Source organism: Streptomyces dioscori (assembly GCF_003024195.1).
Lineage (GTDB): Bacteria > Actinomycetota > Actinomycetes > Streptomycetales > Streptomycetaceae > Streptomyces > Streptomyces dioscori.
On record NZ_KZ679038.1, the window covers coordinates 868,912 to 894,451 of the forward strand.

At 70.7% G+C, this 25,540-nt stretch carries 24 protein-coding genes; 8 read left to right on the forward strand and 16 right to left on the reverse strand.

Going from position 1 to position 25,540, the window contains the following annotated elements; translation table 11 throughout:
* Positions 1-148: 148 nt before the first annotated feature.
* The 4 genes from C6Y14_RS03795 to C6Y14_RS03810 all read left to right on the forward strand — a co-directional run bounded on the left by C6Y14_RS03795 (position 149) and on the right by C6Y14_RS03810 (position 3,539).
* Positions 149-370, forward strand: coding sequence for a hypothetical protein (locus C6Y14_RS03795; protein ID WP_107014962.1), 222 nt, complete (start codon positions 149-151; stop codon positions 368-370).
* Between the two features lie 54 nt (positions 371-424).
* Positions 425-1,360 carry a hydroxymethylbilane synthase gene (hemC, locus tag C6Y14_RS03800; protein WP_107014963.1) on the forward strand — a complete coding sequence of 312 codons (936 nt, stop codon included), beginning with the start codon at positions 425-427 and terminating at the stop codon, positions 1,358-1,360.
* A 308-nt stretch (positions 1,361-1,668) separates the two neighbouring features.
* Complete coding sequence (locus tag C6Y14_RS03805; protein WP_107014964.1) at positions 1,669-2,241, forward strand: TetR/AcrR family transcriptional regulator; 573 nt, start codon at positions 1,669-1,671, stop codon at positions 2,239-2,241.
* Positions 2,242-2,288: 47 nt separating this feature from the next.
* Complete coding sequence (locus C6Y14_RS03810) at positions 2,289-3,539, forward strand: GDSL-type esterase/lipase family protein (protein ID WP_107014965.1); 1,251 nt, start codon at positions 2,289-2,291, stop codon at positions 3,537-3,539.
* A 128-nt stretch (positions 3,540-3,667) separates the two neighbouring features.
* On the opposite strand, the gene C6Y14_RS03815 is transcribed toward C6Y14_RS03810, so the two are convergent.
* From C6Y14_RS03815 to C6Y14_RS03835, 5 genes are all read right to left on the reverse strand, one after another.
* Positions 3,668-4,150 carry an ATP-binding protein gene (locus tag C6Y14_RS03815; RefSeq protein ID WP_199854606.1) on the reverse strand — a complete coding sequence of 161 codons (483 nt, stop codon included), beginning with the start codon at positions 4,148-4,150 and terminating at the stop codon, positions 3,668-3,670.
* A gap of 106 nt (positions 4,151-4,256) precedes the next feature.
* Complete coding sequence (locus C6Y14_RS03820; protein ID WP_107014967.1) at positions 4,257-4,919, reverse strand: YceI family protein; 663 nt, start codon at positions 4,917-4,919, stop codon at positions 4,257-4,259.
* Between the two features lie 239 nt (positions 4,920-5,158).
* Positions 5,159-6,715: a hypothetical protein gene (locus C6Y14_RS03825; protein ID WP_225890866.1), complete on the reverse strand. Its 1,557-nt coding sequence runs from the start codon at positions 6,713-6,715 to the stop codon at positions 5,159-5,161.
* Positions 6,716-6,806: 91 nt separating this feature from the next.
* Positions 6,807-8,537: a tetratricopeptide repeat protein gene (locus C6Y14_RS03830; RefSeq protein ID WP_107014968.1), complete on the reverse strand. Its 1,731-nt coding sequence runs from the start codon at positions 8,535-8,537 to the stop codon at positions 6,807-6,809.
* A gap of 202 nt (positions 8,538-8,739) precedes the next feature.
* Positions 8,740-9,057 (reverse strand): hypothetical protein, encoded by a 318-nt coding sequence (locus tag C6Y14_RS03835; RefSeq protein ID WP_107014969.1) that lies wholly within the window; start codon positions 9,055-9,057, stop codon positions 8,740-8,742.
* A 463-nt stretch (positions 9,058-9,520) separates the two neighbouring features.
* On the opposite strand from C6Y14_RS03835, the gene C6Y14_RS03840 reads away from it, so the two are divergent.
* The gene (locus C6Y14_RS03840) at positions 9,521-12,079 is read left to right on the forward strand and encodes a SpoIIE family protein phosphatase (protein WP_107014970.1); all 2,559 of its coding nucleotides are present in this window, start codon (positions 9,521-9,523) and stop codon (positions 12,077-12,079) included.
* Positions 12,080-12,130: 51 nt separating this feature from the next.
* On the opposite strand, the gene C6Y14_RS03845 is transcribed toward C6Y14_RS03840, so the two are convergent.
* The 4 genes from C6Y14_RS03845 to C6Y14_RS03860 all read right to left on the reverse strand — a co-directional run bounded on the left by C6Y14_RS03845 (position 12,131) and on the right by C6Y14_RS03860 (position 15,589).
* Complete coding sequence (locus C6Y14_RS03845; RefSeq protein WP_107014971.1) at positions 12,131-12,901, reverse strand: YqjF family protein; 771 nt, start codon at positions 12,899-12,901, stop codon at positions 12,131-12,133.
* A gap of 82 nt (positions 12,902-12,983) precedes the next feature.
* Positions 12,984-13,415 carry a hypothetical protein gene (locus tag C6Y14_RS03850; RefSeq protein WP_107014972.1) on the reverse strand — a complete coding sequence of 144 codons (432 nt, stop codon included), beginning with the start codon at positions 13,413-13,415 and terminating at the stop codon, positions 12,984-12,986.
* A gap of 125 nt (positions 13,416-13,540) precedes the next feature.
* Entirely contained in the window at positions 13,541-15,070 is a 1,530-nt protein-coding gene (locus C6Y14_RS03855; RefSeq protein WP_107014973.1) for a DEAD/DEAH box helicase, read from the reverse strand.
* Between the two features lie 315 nt (positions 15,071-15,385).
* On the reverse strand, positions 15,386-15,589 hold the full coding sequence (locus C6Y14_RS03860; protein WP_107014974.1) for a cold-shock protein: 204 nt from the start codon (positions 15,587-15,589) through the stop codon (positions 15,386-15,388).
* Positions 15,590-15,928: 339 nt separating this feature from the next.
* Here C6Y14_RS03860 and C6Y14_RS03865 point away from each other — a divergent pair, with 339 nt between their 5' ends.
* Entirely contained in the window at positions 15,929-17,002 is a 1,074-nt protein-coding gene (locus C6Y14_RS03865) for an NAD(P)H-dependent amine dehydrogenase family protein (protein ID WP_107014975.1), read from the forward strand.
* Positions 17,003-17,027: 25 nt separating this feature from the next.
* The gene (locus C6Y14_RS03870) at positions 17,028-17,507 is read left to right on the forward strand and encodes a carboxymuconolactone decarboxylase family protein (protein WP_107014976.1); all 480 of its coding nucleotides are present in this window, start codon (positions 17,028-17,030) and stop codon (positions 17,505-17,507) included.
* A gap of 71 nt (positions 17,508-17,578) precedes the next feature.
* Here the strand turns inward: C6Y14_RS03870 and C6Y14_RS03875 are convergent, their stop codons facing one another.
* Both C6Y14_RS03875 and C6Y14_RS03880 read right to left on the reverse strand, forming a co-directional pair.
* A complete protein-coding gene (locus C6Y14_RS03875; protein WP_107014977.1) occupies positions 17,579-19,222 on the reverse strand; it encodes a GMC oxidoreductase in 1,644 nt (547 codons plus the stop codon).
* 156 nt (positions 19,223-19,378) lie between these two features.
* Positions 19,379-20,656: a PucR family transcriptional regulator gene (locus C6Y14_RS03880; protein WP_107014978.1), complete on the reverse strand. Its 1,278-nt coding sequence runs from the start codon at positions 20,654-20,656 to the stop codon at positions 19,379-19,381.
* A gap of 161 nt (positions 20,657-20,817) precedes the next feature.
* Here C6Y14_RS03880 and C6Y14_RS03885 point away from each other — a divergent pair, with 161 nt between their 5' ends.
* Positions 20,818-21,180, forward strand: coding sequence for a hypothetical protein (locus C6Y14_RS03885; protein WP_107014979.1), 363 nt, complete (start codon positions 20,818-20,820; stop codon positions 21,178-21,180).
* Between the two features lie 50 nt (positions 21,181-21,230).
* Here the strand turns inward: C6Y14_RS03885 and C6Y14_RS03890 are convergent, their stop codons facing one another.
* The 5 genes from C6Y14_RS03890 to C6Y14_RS03910 all read right to left on the reverse strand — a co-directional run bounded on the left by C6Y14_RS03890 (position 21,231) and on the right by C6Y14_RS03910 (position 25,467).
* A complete protein-coding gene (locus C6Y14_RS03890; protein WP_107014980.1) occupies positions 21,231-22,196 on the reverse strand; it encodes a YihY/virulence factor BrkB family protein in 966 nt (321 codons plus the stop codon).
* A 397-nt stretch (positions 22,197-22,593) separates the two neighbouring features.
* Entirely contained in the window at positions 22,594-23,649 is a 1,056-nt protein-coding gene (locus tag C6Y14_RS03895) for a threonine aldolase family protein (RefSeq protein WP_107014981.1), read from the reverse strand.
* Positions 23,646-24,332: a TetR/AcrR family transcriptional regulator gene (locus tag C6Y14_RS03900; RefSeq protein WP_107014982.1), complete on the reverse strand. Its 687-nt coding sequence runs from the start codon at positions 24,330-24,332 to the stop codon at positions 23,646-23,648. The genes C6Y14_RS03895 and C6Y14_RS03900 overlap by 4 nt, the downstream gene beginning before the upstream one ends.
* A gap of 193 nt (positions 24,333-24,525) precedes the next feature.
* Positions 24,526-24,978, reverse strand: a complete 453-nt coding sequence (locus tag C6Y14_RS03905) for a DUF7144 family membrane protein (RefSeq protein WP_107014983.1) — start codon at positions 24,976-24,978, stop codon at positions 24,526-24,528.
* A 33-nt stretch (positions 24,979-25,011) separates the two neighbouring features.
* Entirely contained in the window at positions 25,012-25,467 is a 456-nt protein-coding gene (locus C6Y14_RS03910; RefSeq protein WP_107014984.1) for an SHOCT domain-containing protein, read from the reverse strand.
* Positions 25,468-25,540 lie beyond the last annotated feature (73 nt).

The following is a 25,540-nucleotide window of genomic DNA, read 5'->3' on the forward strand; positions in this document are numbered from 1 at the left end:
TCTCCCGTGACGGGGAGGAGACAGGGGTGGTCAGGACCTTCCAGTCCTGGCCACCCCTGCCCGGTGTCCGGCCCGGTACGACGCCTCCCGCGCTGCCCGGTGCGACGACCCTTCCGGTGGATCCGGGACCCACGGGTACGCTGCCTGCATGACGCAGGAGCGGGCGCCGGAATCCGGGCCAGGTGACGCCGTCACGGCCTCCTCGCCCGGCGCGGAGATCACCACGACGGACTGCCGCCAGTGCGGTGCCAAGGTGAGCGGGCTCAACAACCGGTACGCGTGTTCTTACTGCGGCTGGGTCAACCACTGGGCGGAGGGCTCCAACATCCTGCCGTCGGCTGAGGACGACCCGGACCATCCCAGCCGCTGAGCCCGTGCGGGCAAGGCGCAGTTCGCGTGTGCCGCACGGTCTATCGTGGGGCGTATGCACGCTCCCGAGTTGATCCGCATCGTCTCCCGCGACTCGCCCATGGCCCTGGCGCAGGTGGCGCGCGTACGGGCCGAACTGGCCGCGCTCCATCCCGGAACGCGTACCGAGGTCGTCCCCGTGAAGACGACCGGCGACAAGTGGATGGGGGACCTCTCCCAGGTCGAGGGCAAGGGAGCGTTCACCAAGGAGGTCGACGCCGCGCTGCTGGCCGGCGAGGCCGATCTGGCGGTGCACTGCGTCAAGGACGTGCCCGCCGACCGGCCGCTTCCGGCGGGCACGATGTTCGCCGCGTTCCTCAAGCGGGACGACATCCGGGACGCGCTCATCCACCCGGGCGGACTCACCCTCGACGAGCTGCCGCCCGGCACCCGGATCGGGACCTCCTCCGTACGCCGCGTCGCGCAGCTGGCCGCCTCCCGCCCCCACCTGCAGTGCGTGCCGTTCCGGGGCAACGCGAACCGGCGCCTGGCGAAGCTCGCCGCGGGTGAGGCGGACGCGCTGCTGCTCGCGGTCTCGGGCCTTGAGCGCATCGAACGCACCGATGTGATCACCGAGATCCTCTCCCCCGAGACGATGATGCCGCCGATCGGCGCGGGCATCCTCGCCCTGCAGTGCCGCGAGGGCGACACCACGGTCATCGACGCCGTCAGTGCGCTCGGCGATCCGGCCACCCATCGCGAGGCCACCGCGGAACGCATGTTCCTGCACGTCCTCCAGGGCCACTGCAACTCGCCGATCGCCGGTTACGCCACGGCCGAGCCGCGCGGCGAACTGTCCCTGCGCGCTTGCGTGTTCACCCCGGACGGCAAGACCCAGCTCAACGCCCACGAGTGGGCCGGCCGCCTGGACCCCGCCACGCTCGGCACATCGGTGGCGGTAGCCCTCCTACGCCAGGGCGCCCGAGACCTGATCGACACGATCCCCCACTGACACACCGGGGCCCGCCCCCACACACAAGGGCCGCGGGGAACGGCGCAATCTTCTGTCGTTCGGGGGCGCGGGGAACGGCGCAGCCTTTTGCCTTTCGGGGGCGCGGGGAACGGCGCAGTCTTTTGGCTCTGAGCCGCACGGGGACGCGACGCCCGGCCCGGTCCTTCAGGGGCGCGGGGAACTGCGCGACCAGCCCCCACCGCCCCGCACCCGACATCACCCCCGCCGGAGGCACCTGCAGGGTTCGCCCATTTGCCTAAACCCTTTAGGCAAATGCATAATCGAACCCTACAAACAGGAGGACCCCCATGGCCCGCGCAGGCCTGACGACCAAGCGCCTGATCCAAGCAGGCGCAGACCTCGCAGACGAGTCCGGCTTCGACCAGGTAACCGTCTCCGCCCTGGCCAGAAGATTCGACGTGAAGGTCGCGAGCCTCTACTCGCACCTGAAGAGCTCCCAGGACCTCAAGACAGGCATCGCCCTCCTCGCCCTGGAGGAGCTCGCCGACCGCGGCGCAACCGCCCTGGCGGGCCGCGCGGGCAAGGACGCCCTGATCGCCCTGGCGAACGTCTACCGCGACTACGCGGGAGAGCACCCCGGCCGGTACGCCGCTGCCCAGCTCAAGCTCACCCCCGAGGCAGCAGCCGCCAGCGCCGGCAGCAGGCACTCGCAGATGACCCGGGCCATCCTGCGCGGCTACGACCTCACGGAACCGGACCAGACCCACGCGGTCCGCCTCCTGGGCAGCGTCTTCCACGGTTACGTCAGCCTGGAGCTGAGCGGCGGCTTCAGCCACAGCGCTCCCGATTCCCAGGAGTCCTGGACCAGCATCCTCGACGCCCTCGACGCCCTCCTGCGGAACTGGCCCGCCCAGCAGTAGCTCCGCCCGGCAAGCCCTCCCCCCCCAGAATCGACAAGGTCGAAGCCATGCCCAACGAGAACACTTCAGCCACCACCACCGACGGCACAACTGACAGCTCAGCCGGCTGGATCACCACACCCATCACCGCGGACCTCCTCCGAGGCGCCCTCGACCTGGAACGCACCGAGCACGGCGTGCTGCCGCACCGGCTGCCCGCCTGGGTCCGCGCCCAGTACGCCGACGGCCAGCTGGCCATGGCCGAGTCCCAGCCGTCCGGCGTACGGCTGGCTTTCCGCACCCGGGCCACCACCGTCGAACTGGACACGCTGCCCACGAAGCGGGTCTACACGGGCGCCCCGCCCCGCCCGGACGGCGTGTACGAACTGCTCGTCGACGGGGTCCTGGCCGGCCGGGGCAGTGTGCGGGACGGCAACACCCTGACCATCGACATGACCACGGGGAGCGCCGAACTGCGGACCGGTCCGGTGGGCACCGTCCGCTTCACCGACCTGCCCGGGAGCGACGGCAACAACGGCGGCGGCGACACCAAGGACATCGAGATCTGGCTGCCGCACAACGAGACCACCGAGCTGGTCGCCCTGCGCACCGACGCCCCGGTCGAGCCCGCGGCCGACCGGGGGCGCAGGGTGTGGCTGCATCACGGCAGCTCCATCAGTCATGGCTCCGACGCCGCGGGGCCGACCACCATCTGGCCCGCGCTCGCCGCCTCCCTCGGAGGTGTGGAGCTGATCAACCTGGGCCTCGGCGGCAGCGCGCTGCTCGACCCGTTCACCGCCCGCACGCTCCGGGACACCCCCGCCGACCTGATCAGCGTCAAGATCGGCATCAACGTCGTCAACGCCGACGCGATGCGCCTGCGCGCGTTCACCCCGGCCGTCCACGGTTTCCTCGACACGATCCGCGAAGGTCACCCGGACACACCGCTGTTGGTCGTGTCCCCGATCCTGTGCCCCATCCACGAGGACACACCCGGTCCGAGCGCTCCGGACCTCGGCAATATGAGCGAGGGACAACTGCGCTTCGTGGCCATGGGCGATCCGGCGGAAACGGCGGCCGGGAAACTGACGCTGCGCGTCATCCGGGACGAGCTGGCCCGGATCGTGGCCCAGCGGTCGAAGGAGGACCCGAACCTCCATCACCTCGACGGGCTCCGCCTCTACGGCGAGGCCGACTTCGCCGAACTGCCGCTGCCCGACCAGCTCCACCCGGACGCGGCGACCCATCGCCGTATCGGCGAACGCTTCGCGGCACAGGTCTTCACAGCGGAAGGCGCTTTCGCGCCCCACAAGGCCTGACGGCGGACGACGGACAACGGCCGACGGCGGGCGGCTGAGCGTCAGGGACCAGCCACCAGGGTCAGGCACCAGGCGTCAGGCAGGAGTCAGGAGTCAGGCGTCAGGCGTCCGAGTGGACCTCAGCGGTCCTATCGCGCCCGGTCCTCGCGCGCCCGGCCGTCCCGCGAACCGCCGCCCCCCGCACGGTCCCCCCACAGATGCTCGTCCCCCGAGTCGGCGCCGGCCGGGCGGAAGCAGGCCGTCACGACCTTGCCGTGCCGCTGGCAGCGCATCTCCCACTCGTCGGCGAGCATCCGTACGATCCCCACCCCGCGGCCGGACACCTCACCGGCCTCCGGGTCCCGCTGCCGCGGCAACGTCGGGTCCTCGTCGTGGACGCTCACATGGAGGCAGTCGCCGTCCCAGGTGAGTACCAGATGCGCGTCACTGCGCGCGTGGATGTGGGCGTTGGTGAGCAGCTCGGAGACCGTCAGCACGACGGCGTCCACCGTGTCCGGCTCGTCCGCGGTCCACGGCAGGGACTCCAGATGCTCGCGTGTCCACTCCCGTCCGGCGCGCACACCGCCCGACACCGGAAACGAATGCGCCCAGCCCATTGCCTTGACCCCCACCGAATCACTCCCGTTCCTGCGGTCCGTACCTGCATGTCCACAACCCAGGTACCCGGCAGGCGCGCACCCAGGCATCGAGGAGCCGCACAGGAGTGTTCTGCGGTGGTCAGCCGGGCTGCGGGGTGGTGCGGATGGCCGCGATGTCGAGCTGGAGGCGGACCTTGTCGCTCACCATGGCGCCGCCCTCGGCCAGCCTGGTGTTGTAGGTCAGGCCCCACTCGGAGCGGTTGATGGTGGTGGTGCCGTCGAAGCCGACGCGCTCGTAGCCGAACGGGTCGGTGACATAGCCGATGTAGGTGAGTTCGAGGACGACGGGACGCGTCATGTCCTTGATGGTGAGGTCGCCGGTCATCCGGTAGACGTCGGGGGCCGCCAGTTTCACGGCGGTGCTGAGGAAGCGCATGTGCGGATAGGTGCCGGAGTCCAGGAAGTCACGGCCGGACACATGGCTGTCGCGCTGGTCCACGCCCGTGTCGACGCTGGCGGTGGACAGGATGATCTCGGCCCCCGAGCGGGACGGGTCGCGGCCGTCGAAGAAGAGGCGGCTCCGGTAGTCCGTGAAGGCGCCCCGCACGGTCGTGACCATGGCGTGCCGGACGGAGAAGCCGATCCGGCTGTGCGCGGGGTCGATGACCCAGTTCCCGGTCAGGGTTCTCAGGTCCGGTTCCGAGGGGCCGCCCTGGGGGAAATCGGGTGGCCCGTCGGGCCGTTGCGGTTCGACGAGCGTGGCAGAGCGACGCGGAGAGGCACCTCGATTAAAAAGATTCATGACTCACCTAGCTATTGCGCAATAGATACGTCTGCAAGCCAAACCAAGATCCACGAGTTTACCGGATTCGTACCCGCCGACCGGCCCGGCATCCCCGCCCCGGCAATGGGTCACAGAATCCCCACACACCCGTCACCAGGCCCGCAGAAGGCACTGAGTGCCTGGTCCGGCCTGCGAGGATCCGGCCGGGGATCAGCGCAATTCTGGCGGCCGACGCATATCGCCCTTTTGGTCTCGGGTCAGTAGCCGTACTTCGTCGTATACGCGCATTCGGTGTAGATGTAGCCGGACGACAGTTTGGCGGTGTCCGAGGCCGGAGTGTTTCCGATACCGCTCGTGGATTTATGCACGAAGTACGTCGTGCCGACGGGCAGCCGGATGGTCCGCTGCGGGTAGTTCTTGCCGCTGTCGCTGCACGGTTTGAAGCCCAGTGTGATCGTGCTGGTCAGGGAGTAGGAGGTGCACTTCCCGCAGGCCTTGAGCGTGAAGCTGCCCGTCACCGGGCCGGTGTACAGCACCCTGATGTCGTCGGGGCTGTCGTTCTTGACGGTGACGGAGATGCTGCCGCCGGACGCCGTGGTGGGCAGGCGCTTGCCCGCGGCGGGCACGGTCTGGGCGACCTCGGCGGCGATCACGATCTTCTTGGCGCGGGCCACGTTCTTGTGCGCCCCGGCGTTCTTGACGAAGTCGTTCATGGTGGTGACGGCCTCGGCGAAACTGCCGTCCTTGTACTGGTCCACTCCGCAGTCGTACGTACCCGACTCCGCGTTCTTCTCCGCCCGGTCGGCGTTCCTGGTGAGGGTCCGGCCCTGCCCGGCGTCCTCTCCGGGCAGTCCGACGATCTGGGAGTTCAGGGATTCGAGGCGCTCGACGGCCTTGCAGGGATCGTCTCCGCGCACGTCCTTCACGGCCTTGTCGACGGCCGTCCCGACCGAGGACCCCACCTTCGCGCTCTGTCCGGACTTCGGGAAGGTCCGGAGCAGTTCGCCGTAGTGCGTCGCCCACTCCGCGGTTCCGCCGGACAGCGACTGCGTGCCGCACTCGTAGAGCGAGGTGGCCAGCCGGTCGTCGGGCCATGTCGCCAGTGTGCCGAGTTCCTTCTCGTCCATGGTGCGCGGGACCGTGCGCAGGTACTTCAGGGGCGCCACCGCGGTGCAGTAGTTCTTCTCCTCGTAGGCGGAGGCGACGGTGGTGTAGTAGGTCTTGAGCCGGTCGGGGACCCGCTCGGCCGCCCGTGAGCCGGGGTGGTCGCTGCGCAGATCGCTGTAGACGGTCAGGGCCTTGCGGTAGTCGGACTCCGCGTTCTGGAACTGCTGTCTCCCGGCCGCCTTGACCAGTTCGTCGGCGCGCTCCAGTCGGTCCAGGAGCATCTGTTCGGTGGCTTCGTCGCGTGCGCCGCCGTACAGGGCGACACCTCCGGCGGGCACGGCGAGGAGCACGATGCCGAGGACGACGGCGATCCAGGCCGCGGGCGGCCACATCAGCCGGGTCCGCAGCCCCACGACCGCGCCGTGGACGGCCGCGAGCGCGAGAAGGACGAGGTACGCGACGAGGGCTCCGCCGGGTACACCGTCCGGGTCCGCGGGCAGCGCCACCAGGAGCAGTAGCGCGGTCGCGACCCAGCAGGCGGCCATCAGCCACCAGCGGCGCACCAGCGCGTAACCGAGGCCCAGTCCGCTGAGGTTCAGGAGTGCCACACCGGCGGCTCTCCAGCCGTCCGCGGGTGCGGGCGGTGGCGCGGTCGGCATCGGCGGTATGACGAATCCGTCGTTGAAGTCGTTGCGCTGCCAGGACATGACGGTTCCCCCGGTCAATCACGTCCGAAGTTCTATGACTTGTCAGCGTACGGTCAGCCATCGGACGGCGACAAGAGGAAGCGGCGACCCGTCAGCAACAACCCCCGCCCGGGGCCTCGTTGACGGGAACTCCGCTCCCGGAGGGCGCGTCGCCGGCGAGTGCGTCGGCCGCGGGCGCGTCGCCGGCGAGGCGGCAGAAGCACGAAGCCTCGACCGGTACGTCCGCCACGGCCGCGGCGATCTTCAGCTGCTGGGCCACGATCCGCGCCTCCCCCGCCCTGCCCAGCCGGACCAGGCACTCGTGGAAGCCGTGCAGGGCCCAGACGTTGCCGGGGTGGTGCAGAGCGCGGGGAAGTGTGTCGTCGAGCCCCAGGTCGGCCCGGTAGACCGCCTCCGCCTCGGCGACGCGCCCCTGTTCGAGGAGCAGGGCGCCGTACGCGTGCCGGGTCGGCTGCATCCACCCCCAGGGCTCGTCGTAGGGGAGGCCGTCGTCCAGCTCGATCGACCGCTCCAGGGCGGCGAAGGCGGCCTCGAAGTTGCCCTTGCGGTACTCCAGTTCGCCGTCGAGCATCGCCGACGCGACCGCGAGGATGTCGGCGCAGGTGTTGTTGAACAGCATCCGGGTCTCCGGAACCCGTGCGACCGCCTCCCTGAACAGCGTGCGCTCGGCCTCGGCGTCGGCGATCCGGCCGGTGGCCGAGTACGCGACCCCGCGGGCGTAGTGGAGCATCGCGGTCGTCACGCAGTACAGCCGCGGGTCGGCGGGCAGCGTCAGGTCCAGGATGTCGGCCCAGCGGCCGAACCGGATCAGGACGTGCACCCGCATGGCGAGGAAGCCCTCCAGCCAGTCCGCCATGGGCGGGCTCTGCACCCGCAGCAGTTCCTCCGGGATGGAGGCTTCGAGCTGGGCGGCGGTCTCCAGAGCGGTCCCCGACTGCCCGAGGAACATCGCCCCGTAGATCCGGAAGTGGTAGTTGTGCGAGCGGTACAGCGTGTAGAAGTTCATCGCCCCGGACCGCGCGAGGTACTTCTCGTCGGCGGCGATCGCCGTGCCGTTGTCGGCCACCACCCGCCGGTAGTCGCCGCACAGCACGTCCAGGTGGGTGGGCATGTGCTGGAGGTGGCCGGCGTCGGGCACCAGGCCGCGCAGCCGGTCCGCCGCGGGCAGCGCGGTCTCGGGGGCCGAGGACATCTCCATGAGGTGGATGTACATGTGCAGGAGTCCCGGGTGCCGTACCCCGGCGTCGGTGGCGAGCGCCCGCTCCAGCACCTCCTTGGCCTCCGCCGCGCGTGAACCGTCGGCCGGCTCGCCCGTGCGCAGGTCCCACAGCTGCCAGGGGGTGAGGTTCATCAGCGCGTCGGCGTGGAGCGTGGCCACGTCCAGGTCGTCCGGGGCGAGTGCGTAAACGGCGCGCATGCTGTCCGCGTAGGGCTCGTTCCACACCGAGCAGTCCTCGACGGCCTTCGCCTGCGGATAGCGGACACGCAGCGCGCCGATCAGTGCCTGTTCGACGGGGGTGGCACCGGCCGCCTTCTCCTGGGCCAGCTCCACGGCGGCGTGCGTACGGTCGACGGTGCGGACCAGGTCCTCGCCGTCGAAGAAATCCCAGGGTTTGTTGTAGTTCGGGCCGAGGGCGTAGGCGATGCCCCAGTACGCCATGGCGCAGTCGGGGTCCGCCGCCGCGGCGGCCTCGAAGCAGGCGACGGCCTCCTCGTGGTGGAAGGCGTACGACCAGACCAGCCCGCGGTCGAACCACAGCTGGGCCTGAGGGGACGCGGTGGTCACCACACGGCCGTGGGTACCGAGGTCGTAGTAGTCCATCCGCAACTCCCGCGCGTGCACGGCCGAAGCCTGCGAAGTGTGTTGCTCCGAGCCTAGAGGTGATGCGCGCGGATTTGTCATGCTTCCCGGTGACTGCCGCGGGCGGTCCGTCCCCCGTCGTGCCGGGGGACGGACCTGAACCGGCCTGCCCGCCCTCAGAGCTCGCGGGCTCAGAGATCTCCCGGTCCCGGAACTCGCCGTCTCAGAACTCGCGGTCGATGCCGGTCACGAAGGCCGGGCCCAGCGGGGCGTCCTTCTCGGGGAAGCCGCTGTCGCGCAGGGCCCGCGAGATCAGCTGGACCGCTTCGGCCTCGGCGCTCGCCTGGTCCGACGCCTCGACCTCGATCCGGGCGGAGAACATGCCGCCCTCCTCGACCGTCAGCAGACTCAGCTCCTCACTCTCCCCCAGGTCCGTGTTCTTCGGGTCCCGGGGGCGGAGCCTGCGCTCGACGTCGGAGCGCGCGGCGTCGTCCACGCCGTTGACGAACGTGCCGGGGACGGTGATGACGTACGTAGTCATGGGACTCCTCACGAGGCTGCGCCGGGTTGTCGAGGGCGGGTACGAGCCGCACGGGACAGGCAGCCCGCGGCACACTCCGCGGTTGTCCTGATCCCATGCGGCCGCTCCCTCGACCGGATCCGCCGCGGGATCTGCTCCGCGAGCTGTTCCGGTCCGCCTCTCCCGGTTCGTATGTGATCCACGTTCCACGTTCCCCTCCTTCGGCGGGAAATGCGGGCTGTCGTGCGCGACAGGTCGACAAGGCACCCGACCAGCCTCTTTTCCCCGCACCTCGTGCCTTCCGGCCCCAGGGGCGGGTGAATCGGGGAACAGCAGTCCCCACCGGACGCCCACGGTTCGCGCACACCCCGGTAGCCTCATCGAATTCACACGCACAGTGCCTCTCCCGGGTGCAGGCGGGGGGCCTCGTGGCGCATTCTTGCTGTGTCAGCCACCCGGGCGGCGCACGGACGAGGTAGGGCCGATGACTGGGAGAGCCGAGCACGAGACCCGGATCCCCGGACGCCTGGACCCGCTGCTCACCGGGGTCACCACGGAGGCGATCAGCGCGGCCGGCGGCTTCGCGGGCGGGGTGTACCTGCGCTCCGGCACCCCGGGGCTGCTGCGACTGGCCGTGCTCTCCGGGCTGCCGGGTCCCCTGTTCCGCCCGTGGTGGCGGCTGCACGTGGACCGCAGGTTCCCCGTGGCGGACGCCTTCCGGCTGGGCGTCCAGGTGGTGCTCCCGGACGCGACAGAAACGATGCGCCGCTACCCCCAGTTCGCGGCGAGCCTGCCGTTCCAGTTCGGCTCCCTGTACGTGCCGGTCGTGGGCAGGTCGACGACGTACGGCGTGCTGACCATCCTGCGGCCCTCCGCCTCGGACGCCACCGAGGTCCTGCCCGACCGTGACCGCATGGCCCAGCTGGCCGAGGACCTGGGCCAGGCCCTGTGGAAGCTGGAGGAGGACGGCGAGCCGGACATCGCCTGGGACGGCGAACCACTCTGCGTACGGCCACCGGCCACGCGCCCTCCCGCCGGGCGCATCGGACGGTTCACCTGGGACCCGGCCTCCGACGTCGTGACCGCGGACAGCCGGCTGCACGCCCTGCTCGGCGTGGCACCGGGCAGATGCACGGACACCCCGCAGGCGCTCGCCGACGCCGTGGCCGCCGCCGACTCCCATCAGATCCTGACCGCCTTACGGGAGACCGCCGCGGGACGGCCGCCGCCCCTCCCCCTGCCGGTGCACGCGTCCGACGGCAGCCTGCGGCTGCTGGAGCTGTGGAACCCGGAGGACACCGCCCTGACGCCCGGGCCGTGCGCGGTCCGGGGCCTCGTCCTCGACCCGGACATCGGTTCGGCGGCGGACGGCGCGGCCGACCTGCTCCCCGAGGGGGTCTTCTGCCTCGACCGGCTGGGGCTCATCGTCTACGCGAACGAGCAGGCCGCCCGGCTCCTGGGCCGCCCGCGGACACGCCTCCTGGGCCGCCCCCTGGGCGAGGAGGTGCCGTGGCTGGAGCGCTCCGCCTACGAGGACCATCTGCGCGAGGCCCTGCTGTCCCTGGAGCCGGTGCACTTCCACGTCGTACGCCCCCTGCGGTACGGCGAGGACGCTCCCCCGGAGTTCCACGGGGGCGGCGACTGGCTCGCGGTCTCCGTCTATCCCGGACCCGACATCCTGACCTGCACCGTCGTGCCCGCCAACCGGGTGGCCGACCCGGCTCCCGGACTCGCGCCCCCGTCCGAGGGGTCCTCGGCGGCCGGTGTGCCCCTGCCCGACGGGGCCGCCGCCAAGGTCACCTCCATGGCGCCGCTGTACCGGCCGATCGTCCTCGCGATCGCGCTGACCGAGGCGGTCACCGCACGCCAGGTGTCCGCGGTCGTCATGCAGGAACTGCTGCCCGCCTTCGGAGGCGGCCGGCTCGCCATCTACCTGCTCCAGGACCGGCACCTGTACCTGGCCTGGGAAACGGGCTTCCCCCAGGGGTTCCTCGCGCCGTTCGAAGGCGTCGGCCTCGACGCGCGGCTGCCCGGGGTGGAGACCCTCACCAGTGGCCGCCCGCTCTTCTTCGAGTCGATGCAGCAGCTCGCGACCGCCTATCCGGGCGTCCCCCTCGACGCGACCGAGGGCTCCCGCGCCTTCCTGCCCCTGATCGCCTCCGGACGCCCGGTCGGCTCCTGCATCCTGGGCTTCGACCGCCCCAGAAGCTTCAGCACCGAGGAACGCACGGTGCTCACGGCCCTCGCCGGGCTGATCGCCCACGCCATGGAGAAGGCCCAGCGCTACGACACCGAGGCCGCCCTCGCCCGCGGACTTCAGCAGGCGCTCCTCCCCCGGCGCCTCTCCGCCCATCCCCGGGTGGAGACGGTCGGGCGTTATCTGCCGGGCACCCAGGGGATGGACGTGGGAGGGGACTGGTACGACGTCGTCGAGTCGGGCGACGGACTCGCGCTGGTCATCGGCGACGTCCAGGGACACGGCGTCCAGGCCGCCGCCACGATGGGCCAACTGCGCAGCGCCGTCAGGGCGTTCGCGCTCGGCGACCGGCCGCCCGACGAGGTGATGAGCGGCACCAACCATCTTCTGATCGACCTCGACCCCGGCCTGTTCGCCAGCTGCTGCTACATCCGTCTCGATCCACTCACCGGTCAGGCCCGGGTGGCCAGGGCAGGTCATCCGCCGCCGATCCTGCGCTTCCCGGACGGCCGTACGCATGTCCTGGAGATCCCCGGCGGTGTCGTCCTCGGGGTCGATCCGGACGCCCGGTACCCGGTGACGGAACTGCAGCTGGACCCCGGCGCCATCCTCGCGCTCTACACGGACGGTCTGGTCGAGACGCCCGGCGTCGACATCGACGAGGGGATCACCGCGCTGCGCGTCGCCCTGGCCCGGGCGGGCTCCCCCGCCGGCCGGCCGGGGGGACGGTCGCTCGCGGGGGTCGCCGACCGGCTCACCGCGAAGGCCCGCCACGTGGCGAACCGCCCGGACGACATAGCGCTTCTGCTCGCCACCCGCCGCGCGAAGCCCGACCACAACCGCTGACCGCCAGGTCGCCACCGTCGATCATCCGGTCACCTGCGGCGGGGCCGCCCCTCATCGGCGCGGCGGGCCCGCCGTCGCGCGGCCGAGACGTACGGGCACTCCCGGTGAGTACAGCACGCTCACCGGGTCGCCCACGGGCGCAGGCAGACCGGCCGAGCCGACCAGGTTCTCCTCGCACTCGACCAGCGTCGCGCGGTGCAGCGGCCAGCGCGGATGGTCGTTCGGCAGGAACCCGGCGTCGCCGAAGGTCGGCTTGTGCATGCCCCACCGGGCGGTCAGGAAGTGTTCGAGGCCGGTCGGTTCCGCTATCCGCTCCCCCGGCCTGACGACGAGGCGGCTGTACGCGCCGCGTGGGCCCGGCAGTCGCCGCGCGCTGGTGTAGCCGACCGTGTCCTCGCCGGTCCGCACGGACATACGGGACCACACGTACGGCAGGCGGAAACCGAGGCGGCCCAGGAGCACCGGGACGAGCCGGGAGGCGTCCATGGAGCGGAAGACCACACCGCGTCGCCCGTACGCGTCGACCGAGTACAGCCGCACGTTGGTCTCCGGGAAGGAGCCGAGATAGGGCACGCCGGGCAGCCCGAGCCAGCCCACCCGGTGCATGCGGAAGGCGACCAGGCCGACGTAGGTGACGCCGTCGAAGGTGTCGGGGACGGTTCCCGCCGGCAGCAGCTCCGCCACGGTCGCCGGGTCCGCGGCCCAGTGCACGAAGGTCAGGTCCAGCCACTGCTGGGTGAGCAGGGGGCGGCGCAGGACGAGCGGGGCGTCGGGCGTGATGGGTTCCGGCACGGACGAAGTGATCGACACGGGCGCCAGCATCGCAGGGCCGTGCTCCGGGCAGGGCGGGAACCGGTGCCGTGTGACGCGTCTGGCACCGGGCGGCCGGGGGGACGGTCGGGTGTCAGACGTCGGTGGGCAGACCGCTCACCTCGGCGATGCCGCGCAGCTCCTCGTCCTGACGCTGGCGCTCACCGATGAAGTCGGCGATCTCCTGGCACCGGGCGGGATCGGCCGCGGTGCCCGAGTCCGTCACGACCCTGACGGGTCCGCCCTGCTCGGTCTCGATCTCTACGATCTGGTTGTCCATGCGCCCGGTGACGGCGACCGCCACGACGAGGGACGCCTCGTCACGGACCTCCTGCGACACCTTGGAACCCTCCTCGCCGTCGAGGCTCAGCTCGATGGGTCCGGCGCGTTGCTCCTGCATCGCTTCGAGGACGGGTTCGACCATGCGCAGCAGCATCGCGTAGTCCGTCGGGTTCATACGGACACGCAGAAGATCGAGGTAGAGGTCGACGGGGCGGCTTTCCGGCGGGAACTCTGATTCAGTCATGGGACTCGACTTCCCCAATGTGGGCATTGTGATCGCATCTGCGTCCAGAATGGTGGATCTCAGCGCTCACCGCCGCTCGAAGCGCCACACACCCGCACTGACGTGCGATTACACGTACGGGCGGGCTACACGCCCCGGCGGATCCGGGCGGCCTTGCGGGCCTCCGCCGTCTGTCGTGCCTCGGCCGTCCTGCGGGACTCCCCGCCGGACCGGCCAGGGCGGGTGCCCATGCCACGGAAGGGGGCGCCGCCGCGCGGCGGGCGCTCCGCGGTCTGGCCGCTCCCGGCGATCGGGACACCGGAGGGCTTCTGCGCGCCGGTGATGCGGCTCAGCTCGGCCTCGCCGGAGCGGACCTGGGTGACCTGCGGGCGGATACGGGCGTCGGACATCAGCCGGGTCATGTCGCGGCGCTGATTGGGCATGACCAGTGTGACGACGCTGCCGGACTCGCCCGCGCGGGCCGTACGGCCGCCGCGGTGCAGGTAGTCCTTGTGGTCGCCGGGCGGGTCGACGTTGACGACGAGGTCGAGGTCGTCGACGTGGATCCCGCGGGCCGCCACGTTGGTCGCCACCAGGACGGTGACCGCGCCGCTCTTGAACTGGGCCAGGGTGCGGTTGCGCTGCGGCTGCGACTTGCCGCCGTGCAGGGCCGCTGCCTTCACACCGCTGCCGAGCAGGTGCTTGGTGAACTGGTCGACGGCGTGCTTGGTGTCGAGGAACATCAGCACGCGCCCGTCGCGGGCGGCGATCTCCGTGGCGGTGGCGTACTTGTCGGCGCCGTGCACGTACAGCACGTGGTGCTCCATCGTGGTGACGGTGCCGGCCGACGGGTCGACGGAGTGGACCACCGGGTCGTGGAGGTAGCCGCGGACCAGGAGGTCGATGTTGCGGTCCAGGGTTGCCGAGAAGAGCATCCGCTGGCCGTCGGGCTTCACGAGGTCCAGGAGGGCGGTGACCTGGGGCATGAAGCCCATGTCGGCCATCTGGTCCGCCTCGTCGAGGACGGTGATGCCGACCCGGTCCAGACGGCAGTCCTTGCGTTCGACGAGGTCCATGAGACGGCCGGGGGTCGCGACGACGACCTCGGCGCCGGTGCGCAGCGCACCGGCCTGCCGGCCGATCGACATACCGCCCACCACGGTGGCCGTCCGCAGCTTCAGGGCGCGGGCGTACGGCGTGAGTGCGTCGGTGACCTGCTGGGCCAGCTCACGGGTGGGGACGAGAACGAGGGCGAGCGGCTTCTTCGGCTCGGCACGCCGGCCGGCCGTGCGGGCGAGGAGCGCCAGGCCGAAGGCGAGCGTCTTGCCCGAGCCGGTGCGGCCACGGCCCAGCACATCGCGGCCCGCGAGGGAGTTGGGCAGGGTGGCGGCCTGGATCGGGAAGGGCTCCTCCACGCCGAGGCCGGTGAGGGTCTCCAGCAGCTCGGCGGGCAGGCCCAGTTCGGCGAAGGTCGACACCGCCGGGAGGGCCGGGGTGAGGGTGGCCGGCGGTGCGAACTCCCCCTGCAGGGGCGCGGGCCGCCGTCCGCTGCCGCCGGAGCGGCCCACGGGGCGCCCCTGGCTCTGCGAGCGGGACCGGCCGCCGCGGTCGGAGCCGCCGAAGCCGTCCTTGCGGTTGTTTGAGAAACGATCATTGGTACGAGCTGAGCGGTTCATCAAGAACCTTCCTCGATATGGCACGTATCGAGGAATTCTCGGCATGTACGAGCCGAACGAATTGCAAGAACGAGCCGGATGCAAATAAAAGCAGGCCTGCCCGGCCGACTCGGCACACCGGGAGACGGTGTCGGGCGGCGGGAATTCCCGGAATGGAGACCGGGGCGGATCAAACGGCCGGATCGGGGGTGCGGAGTACTCGTGCACCGGGCCGGCCGTCGGTGGGCCCGTGGGGCGGTCCCCCAGGCCTTTGAAAAAGCAACAAGCTGGGGCCCCACGCTCAGTGGGACCCCAGCTGCCTTGTGCGCTACAACATCAGGCAGGAACGATGTTCTCCGCCTGCGGGCCCTTCTGGCCCTGCGTGACGTCGAAGGTCACCTTCTGGCCTTCCTGGAGCTCGCGGAAGCCCTGGGTGGCGATGTTCGAGTAGTGGGCGAAGACGTCGGGGCCGCCGCCGTCCTGCTCGATGAAGCCGAAGCCCTTTTCCGAGTTGAACCACTTCACGGTTCCACTAGCCATGTCATATCCCTTTCGGGGCAGTACCCGGGGGCCCGCACTGTGTGGACCCCTGTGACGCCGCAATTGACCCCGTCCGGAATGGAACGCCGGAAATACAAAAGTGCCCGACGAATACGAATTCGCCTGCGGCACTTGAAGTGTGCGGGAACTACAACTGCAACTGGATCAAGACTATCACGCAAGGCCCGTCAGGCAACGGCACGGCCGCACCGCCGGAAAACCGTTACCTACGGGCCGCCGGCCCTTCCGGAGCTCCCGTGGGAGCGCTCCACGCGAAGCGGGTGGTGAGGTCCGTGCAGGACTATGGAAACTGACGACTCGTCAGGTTACGCTCCGCGCATGATTCCCACGGTGGTCTGGGGTACCGGCAACGTCGGCCGCGCCGCGATCCGTGCGGTCGAGGCCCATCCGGCGCTCGATCTCGCGGCCGTGCTCGTCCACAGCCCCGACAAGGTCGGGCGCGACGCGGGCGAGCTGGGCGGTCTCGGCCGTGGCCTCGGCGTCGCGGCGACCGACGACATCGACGCCGTACTGGCCGCGGCCCCCCGGGCCGTCGTGTACGCGGCCTCGGGCGACATCCGGCCCGACGAGGCGCTGGCCGACATCGGCCGGGCGATCCGCGGCGGCGCCGTGGTCGTCACCCCGTCGCTGTATCCGCTCTACGACCAGCGCAACGCGCCGCCCGAGTTCCGTGACCCCGTGCTGGCCGCCGTCGCGGACGGCGGCGGGTCGCTGTTCGTCTCCGGCGTCGACCCCGGCTGGGGCAACGACGTCCTGCCCCTGCTGATGAGCGGTCTCGGTACGGTCGTGGACGGCATCCGCTGCCAGGAGATCTTCGACTACTCCACGTACGAGCAGGAGGAGTCGGTGCGGTTCCTGGTCGGGATGGGGCAGCCGATGGACTACGAGCCGCTGATGCTCGCCCCGTCGATCCCGGCCATGGTGTGGGGCGGGCAGATACGGCTGATGGCCCGCGCGCTGGGCGTCGAGATCGACGAGATCCGCGAGACCCTGCAGCGCCGGCCGCTCGACACCACCGTGCGCACCAGGACGATGGGCGAGTTCGAGGCCGGTACCCAGGGCGCGGTGCGCTTCGAGGTGCAGGGTGTCGTCGAGGGTGAGCCCCGGATCGTGATCGAGCACGTCACCCGGATCCATCCGTCCTGCGCGCCGGACTGGCCGGTTCCACCGAACGGCGACGGGGCCCATCGCGTGATCATCGAGGGCCGCCCGCGGATCGAGATCACCGTCGAGGCGACCGACGAGGGCGAGAACCGGTCCGCGGGCGGGAACGCCACCGCGGTCGGCCGGCTGGTGGGCGCGATCGAATGGCTCGTGGCGGCGGAGCCCGGACTGTACGACGCGCTCGACGTCCCGCTGCTGCCGGCGGTCGGACGGCTCGGCAGGAAGTGACACCGCGCACGCGAAGGAGTCCCGGATGAACGTCGACATTCCCGAGGGCAGGAACGCGATCGAGTACGTGTGGGGCGAGATGGTCCCCGGCATCGGGCCCGCCGCCGCGGACTTCTCGCTGGCCGTCTACGCGCATACGACCCTGGGACTGCGCGAGTTCGAGGCCGCGCGGCTGCGGACCGCGCAGATCAACGGCTGCCTGTTCTGCCTGGACTGGCGGACCGAGCGGGACGGGCTCAAGGTCGAGGAGGAGTTCGCCGACGCGGTGGCGAAGTGGCGCACGACCGACGCCTTCGACGAGCGGACCCGGCTGGCCGCCGAGTACGCGGAGCGGTACGCCCTGGACCATCACGGTCTCGACGAGGAGTTCTGGGGCCGGATGACCGCGCACTACAGCCAGGCCGAGATCGTGGAACTCACCATGAGCCTCGGCTCGTGGCTGGCGTTCGGGCGGCTCAACCGCGTCCTCGGGCTCGACGCCATGTGCGTACTGCCGGGGCACTGAGCCGAGGCGCCAGGCAGGTCCGGGGCCGTCCGGCGAGGCCGGGCGGCCCCGGTTGCGTGGCCCGCCCGTCGCTACAGGTCGGCCGCGATGATCTCTTCGATGTTGCGTTCGGCGAGCGCCGTGATCGTGACGAACGGATTGACGCTGGTGTTGCCCGGGATCAGCGCGCCGTCGATGACGTACAGGCCCGGATGTCCGTGCAGGCGGCCGTAGTTGTCCGTCGCCTTGTTGAGTACCGCGCCACCCAGGGGGTGGTACGTGAGGTGGTCGCCCCAGATCTTGTAGGTGCCGAACAGGTCGGTCCGGTAGATCGTGCCCTCCTTGGCGTTGATCTTGTCGAAGATCGTCTTGGCCATGTCGATGGACGGCTGCTTCCAGGCGGTCTGCCAGTTGAGGTCGACGTTGCCCGTCCCGGCGTTGTACGAGAACTGGGCGCGGTGGGGGTTCTTGGTGATCGACAGATAGAAGGAGGCGAAGGTCTCGATGCCGGTGGGCAGGGGGGCCACCTCGGCGAAGGCGCCACCCGCGGCCCAGTTGTCGATGCCTGAGCAGGGGATGGACGACTGCACGGCACCCGTGGGGTCCCACAGGTGGTTGGCGCGGCCGCACATCACGTTGCCGTTGTCGCCCCAGCCCTTGCCCACCTCGCTGTTGAGGCCGGGCAGGGCGCCGGTGGCCTTCAGCCTGACCAGGAGCTTGCTGGTGCCGACGCTGCCGGCCGCGAAGAACACCCGGTCCGCGGTGACGGTCTTGGTGGCCGTGGTGCCGCCGGTGGTGTTGAGCTGGTCGATGACGACCGTGTAGCGGCCACCCGTGGCCGGGGCGACCGAAGTGACCTTGTGCAGGGGGGAGATGGAGACCCGTCCGGTCGCCTTCGCCCTGGCGAGGTAGGTCTTCTGCAGGGACTTCTTGCCGTAGTTGTTGCCATAGAGGATCTCGCCCGCGAGTGCGGACTTCGGTACGGTCCCGGCGGCCTCCTGCTCCATGTAGTCCCAGTCGTACACGTCGGGCACGAAGACGAACGGGAAGCCCGAACGCTGCGCGTGCTTACGGCCGACCCGCGCGTACTGGTAGCAGTCGGCGGTCTCGAACCACGTCGGGTCGACGGTGCCGACCCCGAGGCCCGCGTTGGCGCGCGGGTAGTAGACGGAGTACATCTGTGCGGCGTCGACCGACGGCAGGACGGCGGCGAAGTTCTCCCGCTTCGGAGTGACCGCCATACCTCCGTTGACCAGCGAACCGCCGCCGACTCCACGGCCCTGGTAGACGATGATGCCGCCCATCTCCTCGGCGTCCAGGATGCCGGTGTAGCGGGGGACGTCCTTGTCGATGGGAAAGCCGAGGAAGTTGCTGAGCGGCTGCTTCGTCCTGGTCCGCAGCCAGTAGGACCGGTGGTCCGGGCTCGTCGTGTTGGCGAAGATCTTGCCGTCGGAGCCGGGGGTGTCCCAGGCCATGCCCATCTCGATCATGTGGACGTCGACGCCTGCCTGGGCCAGGCGCAGAGCGGCCACCGAGCCGCCGTATCCGGTACCGATCACGAGGGCGGGCACATGGGCCCCCGGTTCGATCACCGCCGCCGCGGCCGGGGTGGCGGCGTGCGCCGGAGTCAGTTGCCCGGCGAGCGCGGCCGAGCCAAGAAAAGAACCAGTTCCAGTGATGAATCTTCGCCGGGACACACCTCTCAGGCCCGTCCCACGTGGGGAATCGTCGTTCATGCGCGGCTCCTCACTCTCCATAGAGTGAAACGGGTTCTACTGGCACCCCCGTGAGAAGTCACGCCATACCCTGAGGTAACTTTCAAACGATCACATACGGGGCATCACGCATCGCACGTCCCGTATCTGATCGGGTGTCACGTATCCGGTGCGGCGTCACATATCGCGCAGCAGCCGCCTGGCGGTCAGCGCGAGACTGAACTCGACCATGTCCGCCGGGCGGGCGAGGGAGCGCCCGGTCAGCTGCTCGCACCGCTTCAGCCGGTTGAGGACCGTGTTGCGATGGCAGTACAGCCGGGCACCCGCCCGCTGCGCCGAGCCGTCGCAGTCGAGCCACGCGGCCAGGGTGTCCAGCAGGATGTCGCGGTCGGACGGCTCCAGACGCAGCAGCGGTCCAAGGACCCGCTCGGCCAGCGCGCCGCCCAGTTCCGGGCACGACATCACGAGGGCGGCCGGCAGCTGCTCGGTCAGCCGTACGGTGCCGCCGTCGTCCGCGCACATGCTCAGGGCCATGTCCGCCAGCCTGCGGGCGTCGCCGACCGCGGCGAGGCCCGCCACGACGGGTCCGACCCCGACCCTCGTTCCCGCGGGGGCGGTCAGGCCCACCGTCGGCTCGTCCTCCCCGCCGTCGCCGTCGCCCACCAGGACGATGCAGTGGTCGACCTCCACCCCCGTGTGCCAGTACACGCGTGCTCCGGCCGGGACGACCGCGCCGGGCACGGAGGTACGGCCCGCCTGGCGTCCGCCCGCGACGGCGATCACGGCGTACCGGCCCTGTTCCGGCAGGTCCAGCGCCTCGGCCGTCTCGGCGACGTCCGCGATCCGGCTCGTACCGTCGAGCAGGGCGGCGGTCAGCAGGCGCACCCGGTGCTCCTGGCGCCAGGCGTGCTGCCGCTCCACCTTGCGGTAGACGTCCGCCACGAGGGTGCAGTGCTCGTCGACGAAGTTCCACACGTCGGCCGCCACATGGACGAGGAGGCGGACGTCCTCGGGGGCGGTCCGCGAGGTCTCCTCGACCAGCGACTGCCAGATCAGGGAGCCGCCGAGCCGGAAGGCGTGCAGCAGCGCGTCCAGGGGCAGCCCCTGCTCGGCGCGCGAGGCGCCGATCTTCGAGGAGCAGCGCAGTGCGGCGTCCCGGGCGCCGCGCGGGTCGAGCAGTGAGCTGACACTGTGCCTCAGCGAGCGGTGCACCTCCTGCCAGGTGCCCACGGGATCGCTCTCCAGGGTGCTGCGGTAGGCGGGCTCCCGTTCCCGCAGCGCCGCCACCAGCCGGTCGGTCAGCTCGGGAAGGTTGTTCAGGAGCACGCGGGCCGACCTGTGCAGGACGCGCAGGGCGTCGGCGTCGATCAGCGAACGGATCCTCGGGGCACGCGACAGCGCGGTGGACGGCGGTCCGTGACCCAGCTCGGCTCGGGACCGTACGGCTTGCTGCATCGCGTTCTCCCGGGGCGTCGGCTCGGCTGCTCCGTAGAATGACATACCGTCCAGTCGGTCCCTAGGGTTCTGCGTCGTTCTTTTCCATCGGCTCGTGGCAGGCGTCCCGCGTGCCCCGGGGTTTCAGGGGCATCCGGAAGCCGAACGGGAGGAGATGTGTCATGTATCTGGCACGTGGAGGCGGCGGGGACCCCGAAGGCTGGCTCTGGGCCCTGGGCGCCCTCGCTCTGTACGCGCTGATCAGCTACGCGCTGGCGTACCGGGCGCGCGCCCGGCGCGGCTCCGGGCATCCGGCCCACGACGCCCTGCACGACCTCAAGGACCGCGAGGAGCCGCAGACACCCCGGCAGCGTCTCGTGAGCCGCACGATCATGCTGTGCGGAGGTGCGGCGACCGGTCTGGTCGCTTTCACCACCTCGGGCGTGGTGCGTGTGGTGGCGGTCGCGGTCACCGCGCTGGTGGCGGTCTCCGTATGGGCGTACTACGACCACCGGACCGAGAATCCGGTGGCCCGGCGGCGGTGACGATCCGCCGGGCGCCGGTACCCCGCAGGGGCCCCTCGCCGTCCCCTCGGTCAGGGGCCGGAGCCCGGGTCCGGTTCCACGGCGTCGGTGATGCCGGCGCGGGCCGCTTCCAGCTGGGCGGCGAAGGCGACTCCGAGGAACAGCGCGACAGCGGTCAGGTTGGCCCACAGCAGCAGGGCCACGAACGCGGTGAGAGGACCGTAGACGGCACCGAACGACCCGCTCCTGGCGACGTACAGCGCCAGGAGCCAGGTGGCCGCGACCCACAGCACCAGATGAACCGCCGAGCCGAAGGCCAGCCAGGTGTAGCCGGGCTGGTCCCGGCGCGGCGCCCAGCGGAAGATGACGGCGGAGGCGACCCACACCAGCACCACGCCCAGGGGCACTTCGAGCGGCCCCCACCAGGCGAGGCTGTCCCGGGACCAGCCGAAGGCCTCCACCACCGACTCGCCCACCGCGTCACCGGCGACCAGGACGAGGAACCCCAGCACGAGGGGCATGCCCGCGGTGAGGGCGAGGAGCAGCGAGCGGCCGTACTTGACCAGGAACGGGCGATCGCGCTCGATGCCGTATATCCGGTTGGCGCCCCGCTCGACCTGGCCCATCGCAGAGGCCAGGTTGAGCACGGCGAAGGCCAGGCCCAGCCACATCGCGAGGGCCCCCCAGATACCGGACCCGGCGCTGCGGGCGGTCTTGTCCAGGGCCTCCTCGACCAGGTCGGCGCTGGCGCCGGGCACGATCCGGCCGAGGGTCAGTTCGATGATCCGTCCGATGCTCTCGGTGTGGACGGTCGTGGCGACCCCGACCAGGGCGATGGTGAACGGCACCATGCCGAGGACCACCTGGAAGGCGAGGGAGCGCGCGTTGGTGAAGCCGTCGGCGTAGCGGAAGCGGGAGAACGCGTCCACCAGGAGGCGCCGGCCTCCGTAGCGGCGCAGCGCGGTGAGTGCCTCGTCGCCGGAGAGTTCCTCCCCGATCATGTCCCGGGTCTGCGGGACGTGTACGGCGGTGCCCATCGCGTATGTCTCCTCAAGTCGTCCGTCCGGCGACCGGAGCCGAACGGGAGATGATCGCACACACATCCGGCCACGTCCGGAACGGGCCGGATCCCGGTCGGTTGCGCCATCATGGGGCCGACGCCGTCCGGGGCGCGCGGCCCGCACCCGGCTCCCGCGCTCCCGGTACGCCGCACAGTGCTCCGGCGTCCCCAGTACCCCCACCACAGCGGAGTCGCACACGTATGGGAACCATCGCCGCATCGGTCCGGGCGCTCTTGGGGGCGGCCTCGTGAGCGCGGCCCGCATTCCCGGGCTGATCCTGCCCGTCGCGTTCTTCTGCGCCTTCGTCGCCGCGGGTGTCTGGTACTGGCGTCACCGCGGCGACTGAGGCCGGGCCCCGGTCCCTGCCGCCGCGTCAGACGGCGTACCGGCGGATGGTGTCGAGGAGGTCGTCGACGCTCTGCGGGGTCGTCGCGAAGGAGGTGACGAAGCGGACGACGCCGGGCTCCCAGCGGTCGTGGTAGAAGGCGTAGCCCTCGGCGAGCAGTCCCTCGGTGACCTGCCGGGGCAGCCGGCAGAAGAGGATGTTGGCCTCGGCGGCGCCGAGGAGGTCCACCTCGGGTATGGCCTTGACGCCGTCCTGGAGGCGGGCGGCCATGGCGTTGGCGTGGGTCGCGTTGCGCAGCCACAGGCCGTCCGTCAGGTACGCGTCGAGCTGGGCGGCGTGGAAGCGCATCTTGGAGGCGAGCTGACCGGCCCGCTTGGCGCGGAAGCTCAGTTCGGGGGTGAGGGAGCGGTCGAAGACGACGATCGCCTCGGCGGTCATCGTGCCGTTCTTGGTGGCCCCGAAGGACAGCAGGTCGACACCGGCCCGCCAGGTCAGGTCGGCGGGGTGGGCGCCGAGGGCCGCGACGGCTCCGGCGAAGCGGGCACCGTCCATGTGGAACCGCAGACCCGGCTCCTTGACGATCGAGCCGAGGGTGCGCAGTTCGTCGAGGGAGTAGACGGAGCCGGTCTCGGTGGACTGCGTGACGCTCACCACGGAGGGTTCCACGCTGTGCACGTCCCCGGCCTTGTTGCGGACGGCCGCGCGGAGTTCGCCGGCGTCGATCTTGGCGTCGTCGCCGCCGAGGGGTACGAGTTTCGCGCCCGCGGTGTAGAACTCCGGCGCCCCGCACTCGTCGTTGTTGATGTGGCTGTCGCGGTGGCACAGGACGCTGCCCCAGGGCGGGGTGAGCGCGGCCAGGCTCAGGGCGTTCGCGGCGGAGCCGGTGGAGACGATCAGGAGGTCGACGTCGCGTTCGAAGATCTCGGACAGCTTGCCGCGGACACCGGCCGTGATGTCGTCGGAGCCGTAGGGCGAGGCCGGGCCGGCGGCGGCCCGGACCACCGCGTCGACTATCTCCGGGGAGGCGCCGGCGGCGTTGTCGCTGCTGAACGTACGGGCGGCGGCGGTCGTGCTGTTGCTCATGCCGTGGGTCCTGACTTTCTGAGTGGGGTGCTGGGGTGGGCCGTGCGCGCCGGGTCGGCGGCGGTGACGAGCTGGCGCAGGGCCCCGTAATAGACCTCGTGGTCGGTCAGGACGGGCAGGATCGCCGCCACGTCGCCGGTCAGCGCCGGATGGTCCGCCGGGTCGAGGGAGGCCAGGGCGGTGCGGGTGAGCGCCTGGGTGCCCTGGGGGTCGCGGTGGTCCACGAAACTCGCGCTGCCGAGGGTGAGCAGATAGATCCGTCGGTAGACGGTGATCGCCTCCCGGTGGGTCATCCCGGCCGCGAGGCTGTCCGCGAGCTGCGGTTCGACGAGCCGGGCCAGCAGGTTCGGGCCGAGCCAGGGGCGGGCGCCCCGCAGTGCGACCAGGCCCGGATGCGCCGACAGGAGGCGGTACAGAGCGGTGAACCGGGTCTCGGTGGCCTCGGCCCAGCCGGTGCCCGGCTCGATCTCGGGCAGCCGGGCGGCCAGGTGGTCCGTGCACAGGTCCAGCAGTCCGGCCAGGTCGGTGCAGCGGCGCTGGAGGGAGGCGAGGGAGATGCCCAGCCGGGCGGCGAGCGCGCGGAAGGTCAGCGCCGCAGGGCCGGACTCGTCGACCAGCCGCAGGGCGCTCTCGGCGATCCGGTCGGGGGTCGCGCGGTCCAGGGACGGGGAGTTCCGTGGCATGCGTGTCAGTGTACGGTACGCCGTATCGCACTCGTCGGTCCGCAGGCCGCACGCGCTGGTAGGTGGTCCGGTCGCCTCCCCCCGGGACGACCGGACCACCTACCGGCACATACGGTTTCCGCGCGGGCCGCGCGGTTCACGGCCCGCGCCGGAGCTCCTTCAAAGCTGGAGCTTTTTCACCGCCGAGGCTCCTTCACCGGCTCCGCGGCGGCGTGGTGAACGACTCGTCGAAGTCCTCCTCCCGGACCACGCTCAGGGCCCAGATGATGAAGCCCGAGAAGGCGATCATCACGATCGACCAGACCGGGTAGTACGGCATCGAGAGGAAGTTGCCGATGATGATGAGTCCGCCGATGACCATGCCGGCGACCCTCGCCCAGGTCGACGCCTGGAAGAGTCCGATGCTGACGATCACGGCCGCGGCACCCAGGGCGAGATGGATCCAGCCCCATGACGTCAGGTCGAACTCGAAGATGTAGTTGGGTGTGTTGACGAAGAGGTCGTCCTCGGCGACCGCCATGATCCCCCGGAGTATGTCGAGCACACCCGCGATCATGAGCATGATGGCCGCGAAGACCGTCAGGCCTTCGGCCCAGTGCCGCTTGGCCGAGTGCGTGTGCGTCTGGCCGGCGTGTGTCGCAGTCATACCGATGCCTCGTCTCAGTGTCGTGCGTTGCCGTCAGCGGCCGGCCGCCGAATGCGTGGCGCCCGTCCGTCCCGAGGTGCCGGAGCCGCTCAGCACCAGCTCCTTCGCCCGGTGGAACTCCTCCTCCGTGATGTCCCCGCGGGCCTTGATCTCGGACAGCCTGGCGAGTTCGTCGACACTGCTCGGCCGGTCCGCGCCGCGGGCGGTCTCCCGCACGTACGAGTCGAAGGCCTGCTGCTGCGCACGCGCCTGCGCCACCTCGCGGTGGCCCATGTTCTTGCCCCGCGCGATCACGTAGACGAAGACGCCGAGGAACGGCAGGAAAGCCACGAACACGAGCCAGCCGGCCTTGGCCCAGCCGCTCATGTCGTCGTCCCGGAAGATGTCGACGATGATCCGGAACAGCAGGACGAACCACATGATCCACAGGAAGAAGACCAGCATGGACCAGAAGACGCTCATGAGCGGATAGTCGTAGGCGAGGTACATGACTTTCCTCCGTCCTGGGCGTGTGCCCAGCCGTTTTCCACCATTTTCAGCGTGCCCGGGTCAAAGCGCCAAC

Excerpts from the sequence above, each read along its gene's own strand:
- C6Y14_RS03905 (WP_107014983.1), bottom strand. The coding sequence starts at position 24,978 with ATGACTGCGACACACGCCGGCCAGACGCACACGCACTCGGCCAAGCGG.
- C6Y14_RS03910 (WP_107014984.1), bottom strand. The coding sequence starts at position 25,467 with ATGTACCTCGCCTACGACTATCCGCTCATGAGCGTCTTCTGGTCCATG.
- C6Y14_RS03885 (WP_107014979.1), top strand. The coding sequence starts at position 20,818 with ATGTATCTGGCACGTGGAGGCGGCGGGGACCCCGAAGGCTGGCTCTGG.
- C6Y14_RS03865 (WP_107014975.1), top strand. The coding sequence starts at position 15,929 with ATGATTCCCACGGTGGTCTGGGGTACCGGCAACGTCGGCCGCGCCGCG.
- C6Y14_RS03850 (WP_107014972.1), bottom strand. The coding sequence starts at position 13,415 with ATGACTGAATCAGAGTTCCCGCCGGAAAGCCGCCCCGTCGACCTCTAC.
- C6Y14_RS03870 (WP_107014976.1), top strand. The coding sequence starts at position 17,028 with ATGAACGTCGACATTCCCGAGGGCAGGAACGCGATCGAGTACGTGTGG.
- C6Y14_RS03795 (WP_107014962.1), top strand. The coding sequence starts at position 149 with ATGACGCAGGAGCGGGCGCCGGAATCCGGGCCAGGTGACGCCGTCACG.
- C6Y14_RS03820 (WP_107014967.1), bottom strand. The coding sequence starts at position 4,919 with ATGAATCTTTTTAATCGAGGTGCCTCTCCGCGTCGCTCTGCCACGCTC.
- C6Y14_RS03860 (WP_107014974.1), bottom strand. The coding sequence starts at position 15,589 with ATGGCTAGTGGAACCGTGAAGTGGTTCAACTCGGAAAAGGGCTTCGGC.
- C6Y14_RS03895 (WP_107014981.1), bottom strand. The coding sequence starts at position 23,649 with ATGAGCAACAGCACGACCGCCGCCGCCCGTACGTTCAGCAGCGACAAC.
- C6Y14_RS03805 (WP_107014964.1), top strand. The coding sequence starts at position 1,669 with ATGGCCCGCGCAGGCCTGACGACCAAGCGCCTGATCCAAGCAGGCGCA.
- C6Y14_RS03875 (WP_107014977.1), bottom strand. The coding sequence starts at position 19,222 with ATGAACGACGATTCCCCACGTGGGACGGGCCTGAGAGGTGTGTCCCGG.
- hemC (WP_107014963.1), top strand. The coding sequence starts at position 425 with ATGCACGCTCCCGAGTTGATCCGCATCGTCTCCCGCGACTCGCCCATG.
- C6Y14_RS03890 (WP_107014980.1), bottom strand. The coding sequence starts at position 22,196 with ATGGGCACCGCCGTACACGTCCCGCAGACCCGGGACATGATCGGGGAG.
- C6Y14_RS03810 (WP_107014965.1), top strand. The coding sequence starts at position 2,289 with ATGCCCAACGAGAACACTTCAGCCACCACCACCGACGGCACAACTGAC.
- C6Y14_RS03840 (WP_107014970.1), top strand. The coding sequence starts at position 9,521 with ATGACTGGGAGAGCCGAGCACGAGACCCGGATCCCCGGACGCCTGGAC.
- C6Y14_RS03880 (WP_107014978.1), bottom strand. The coding sequence starts at position 20,656 with ATGCAGCAAGCCGTACGGTCCCGAGCCGAGCTGGGTCACGGACCGCCG.
- C6Y14_RS03900 (WP_107014982.1), bottom strand. The coding sequence starts at position 24,332 with ATGCCACGGAACTCCCCGTCCCTGGACCGCGCGACCCCCGACCGGATC.
- C6Y14_RS03855 (WP_107014973.1), bottom strand. The coding sequence starts at position 15,070 with ATGAACCGCTCAGCTCGTACCAATGATCGTTTCTCAAACAACCGCAAG.
- C6Y14_RS03825 (WP_225890866.1), bottom strand. The coding sequence starts at position 6,715 with ATGTCCTGGCAGCGCAACGACTTCAACGACGGATTCGTCATACCGCCG.
- C6Y14_RS03835 (WP_107014969.1), bottom strand. The coding sequence starts at position 9,057 with ATGACTACGTACGTCATCACCGTCCCCGGCACGTTCGTCAACGGCGTG.
- C6Y14_RS03830 (WP_107014968.1), bottom strand. The coding sequence starts at position 8,537 with ATGGACTACTACGACCTCGGTACCCACGGCCGTGTGGTGACCACCGCG.
- C6Y14_RS03845 (WP_107014971.1), bottom strand. The coding sequence starts at position 12,901 with ATGCTGGCGCCCGTGTCGATCACTTCGTCCGTGCCGGAACCCATCACG.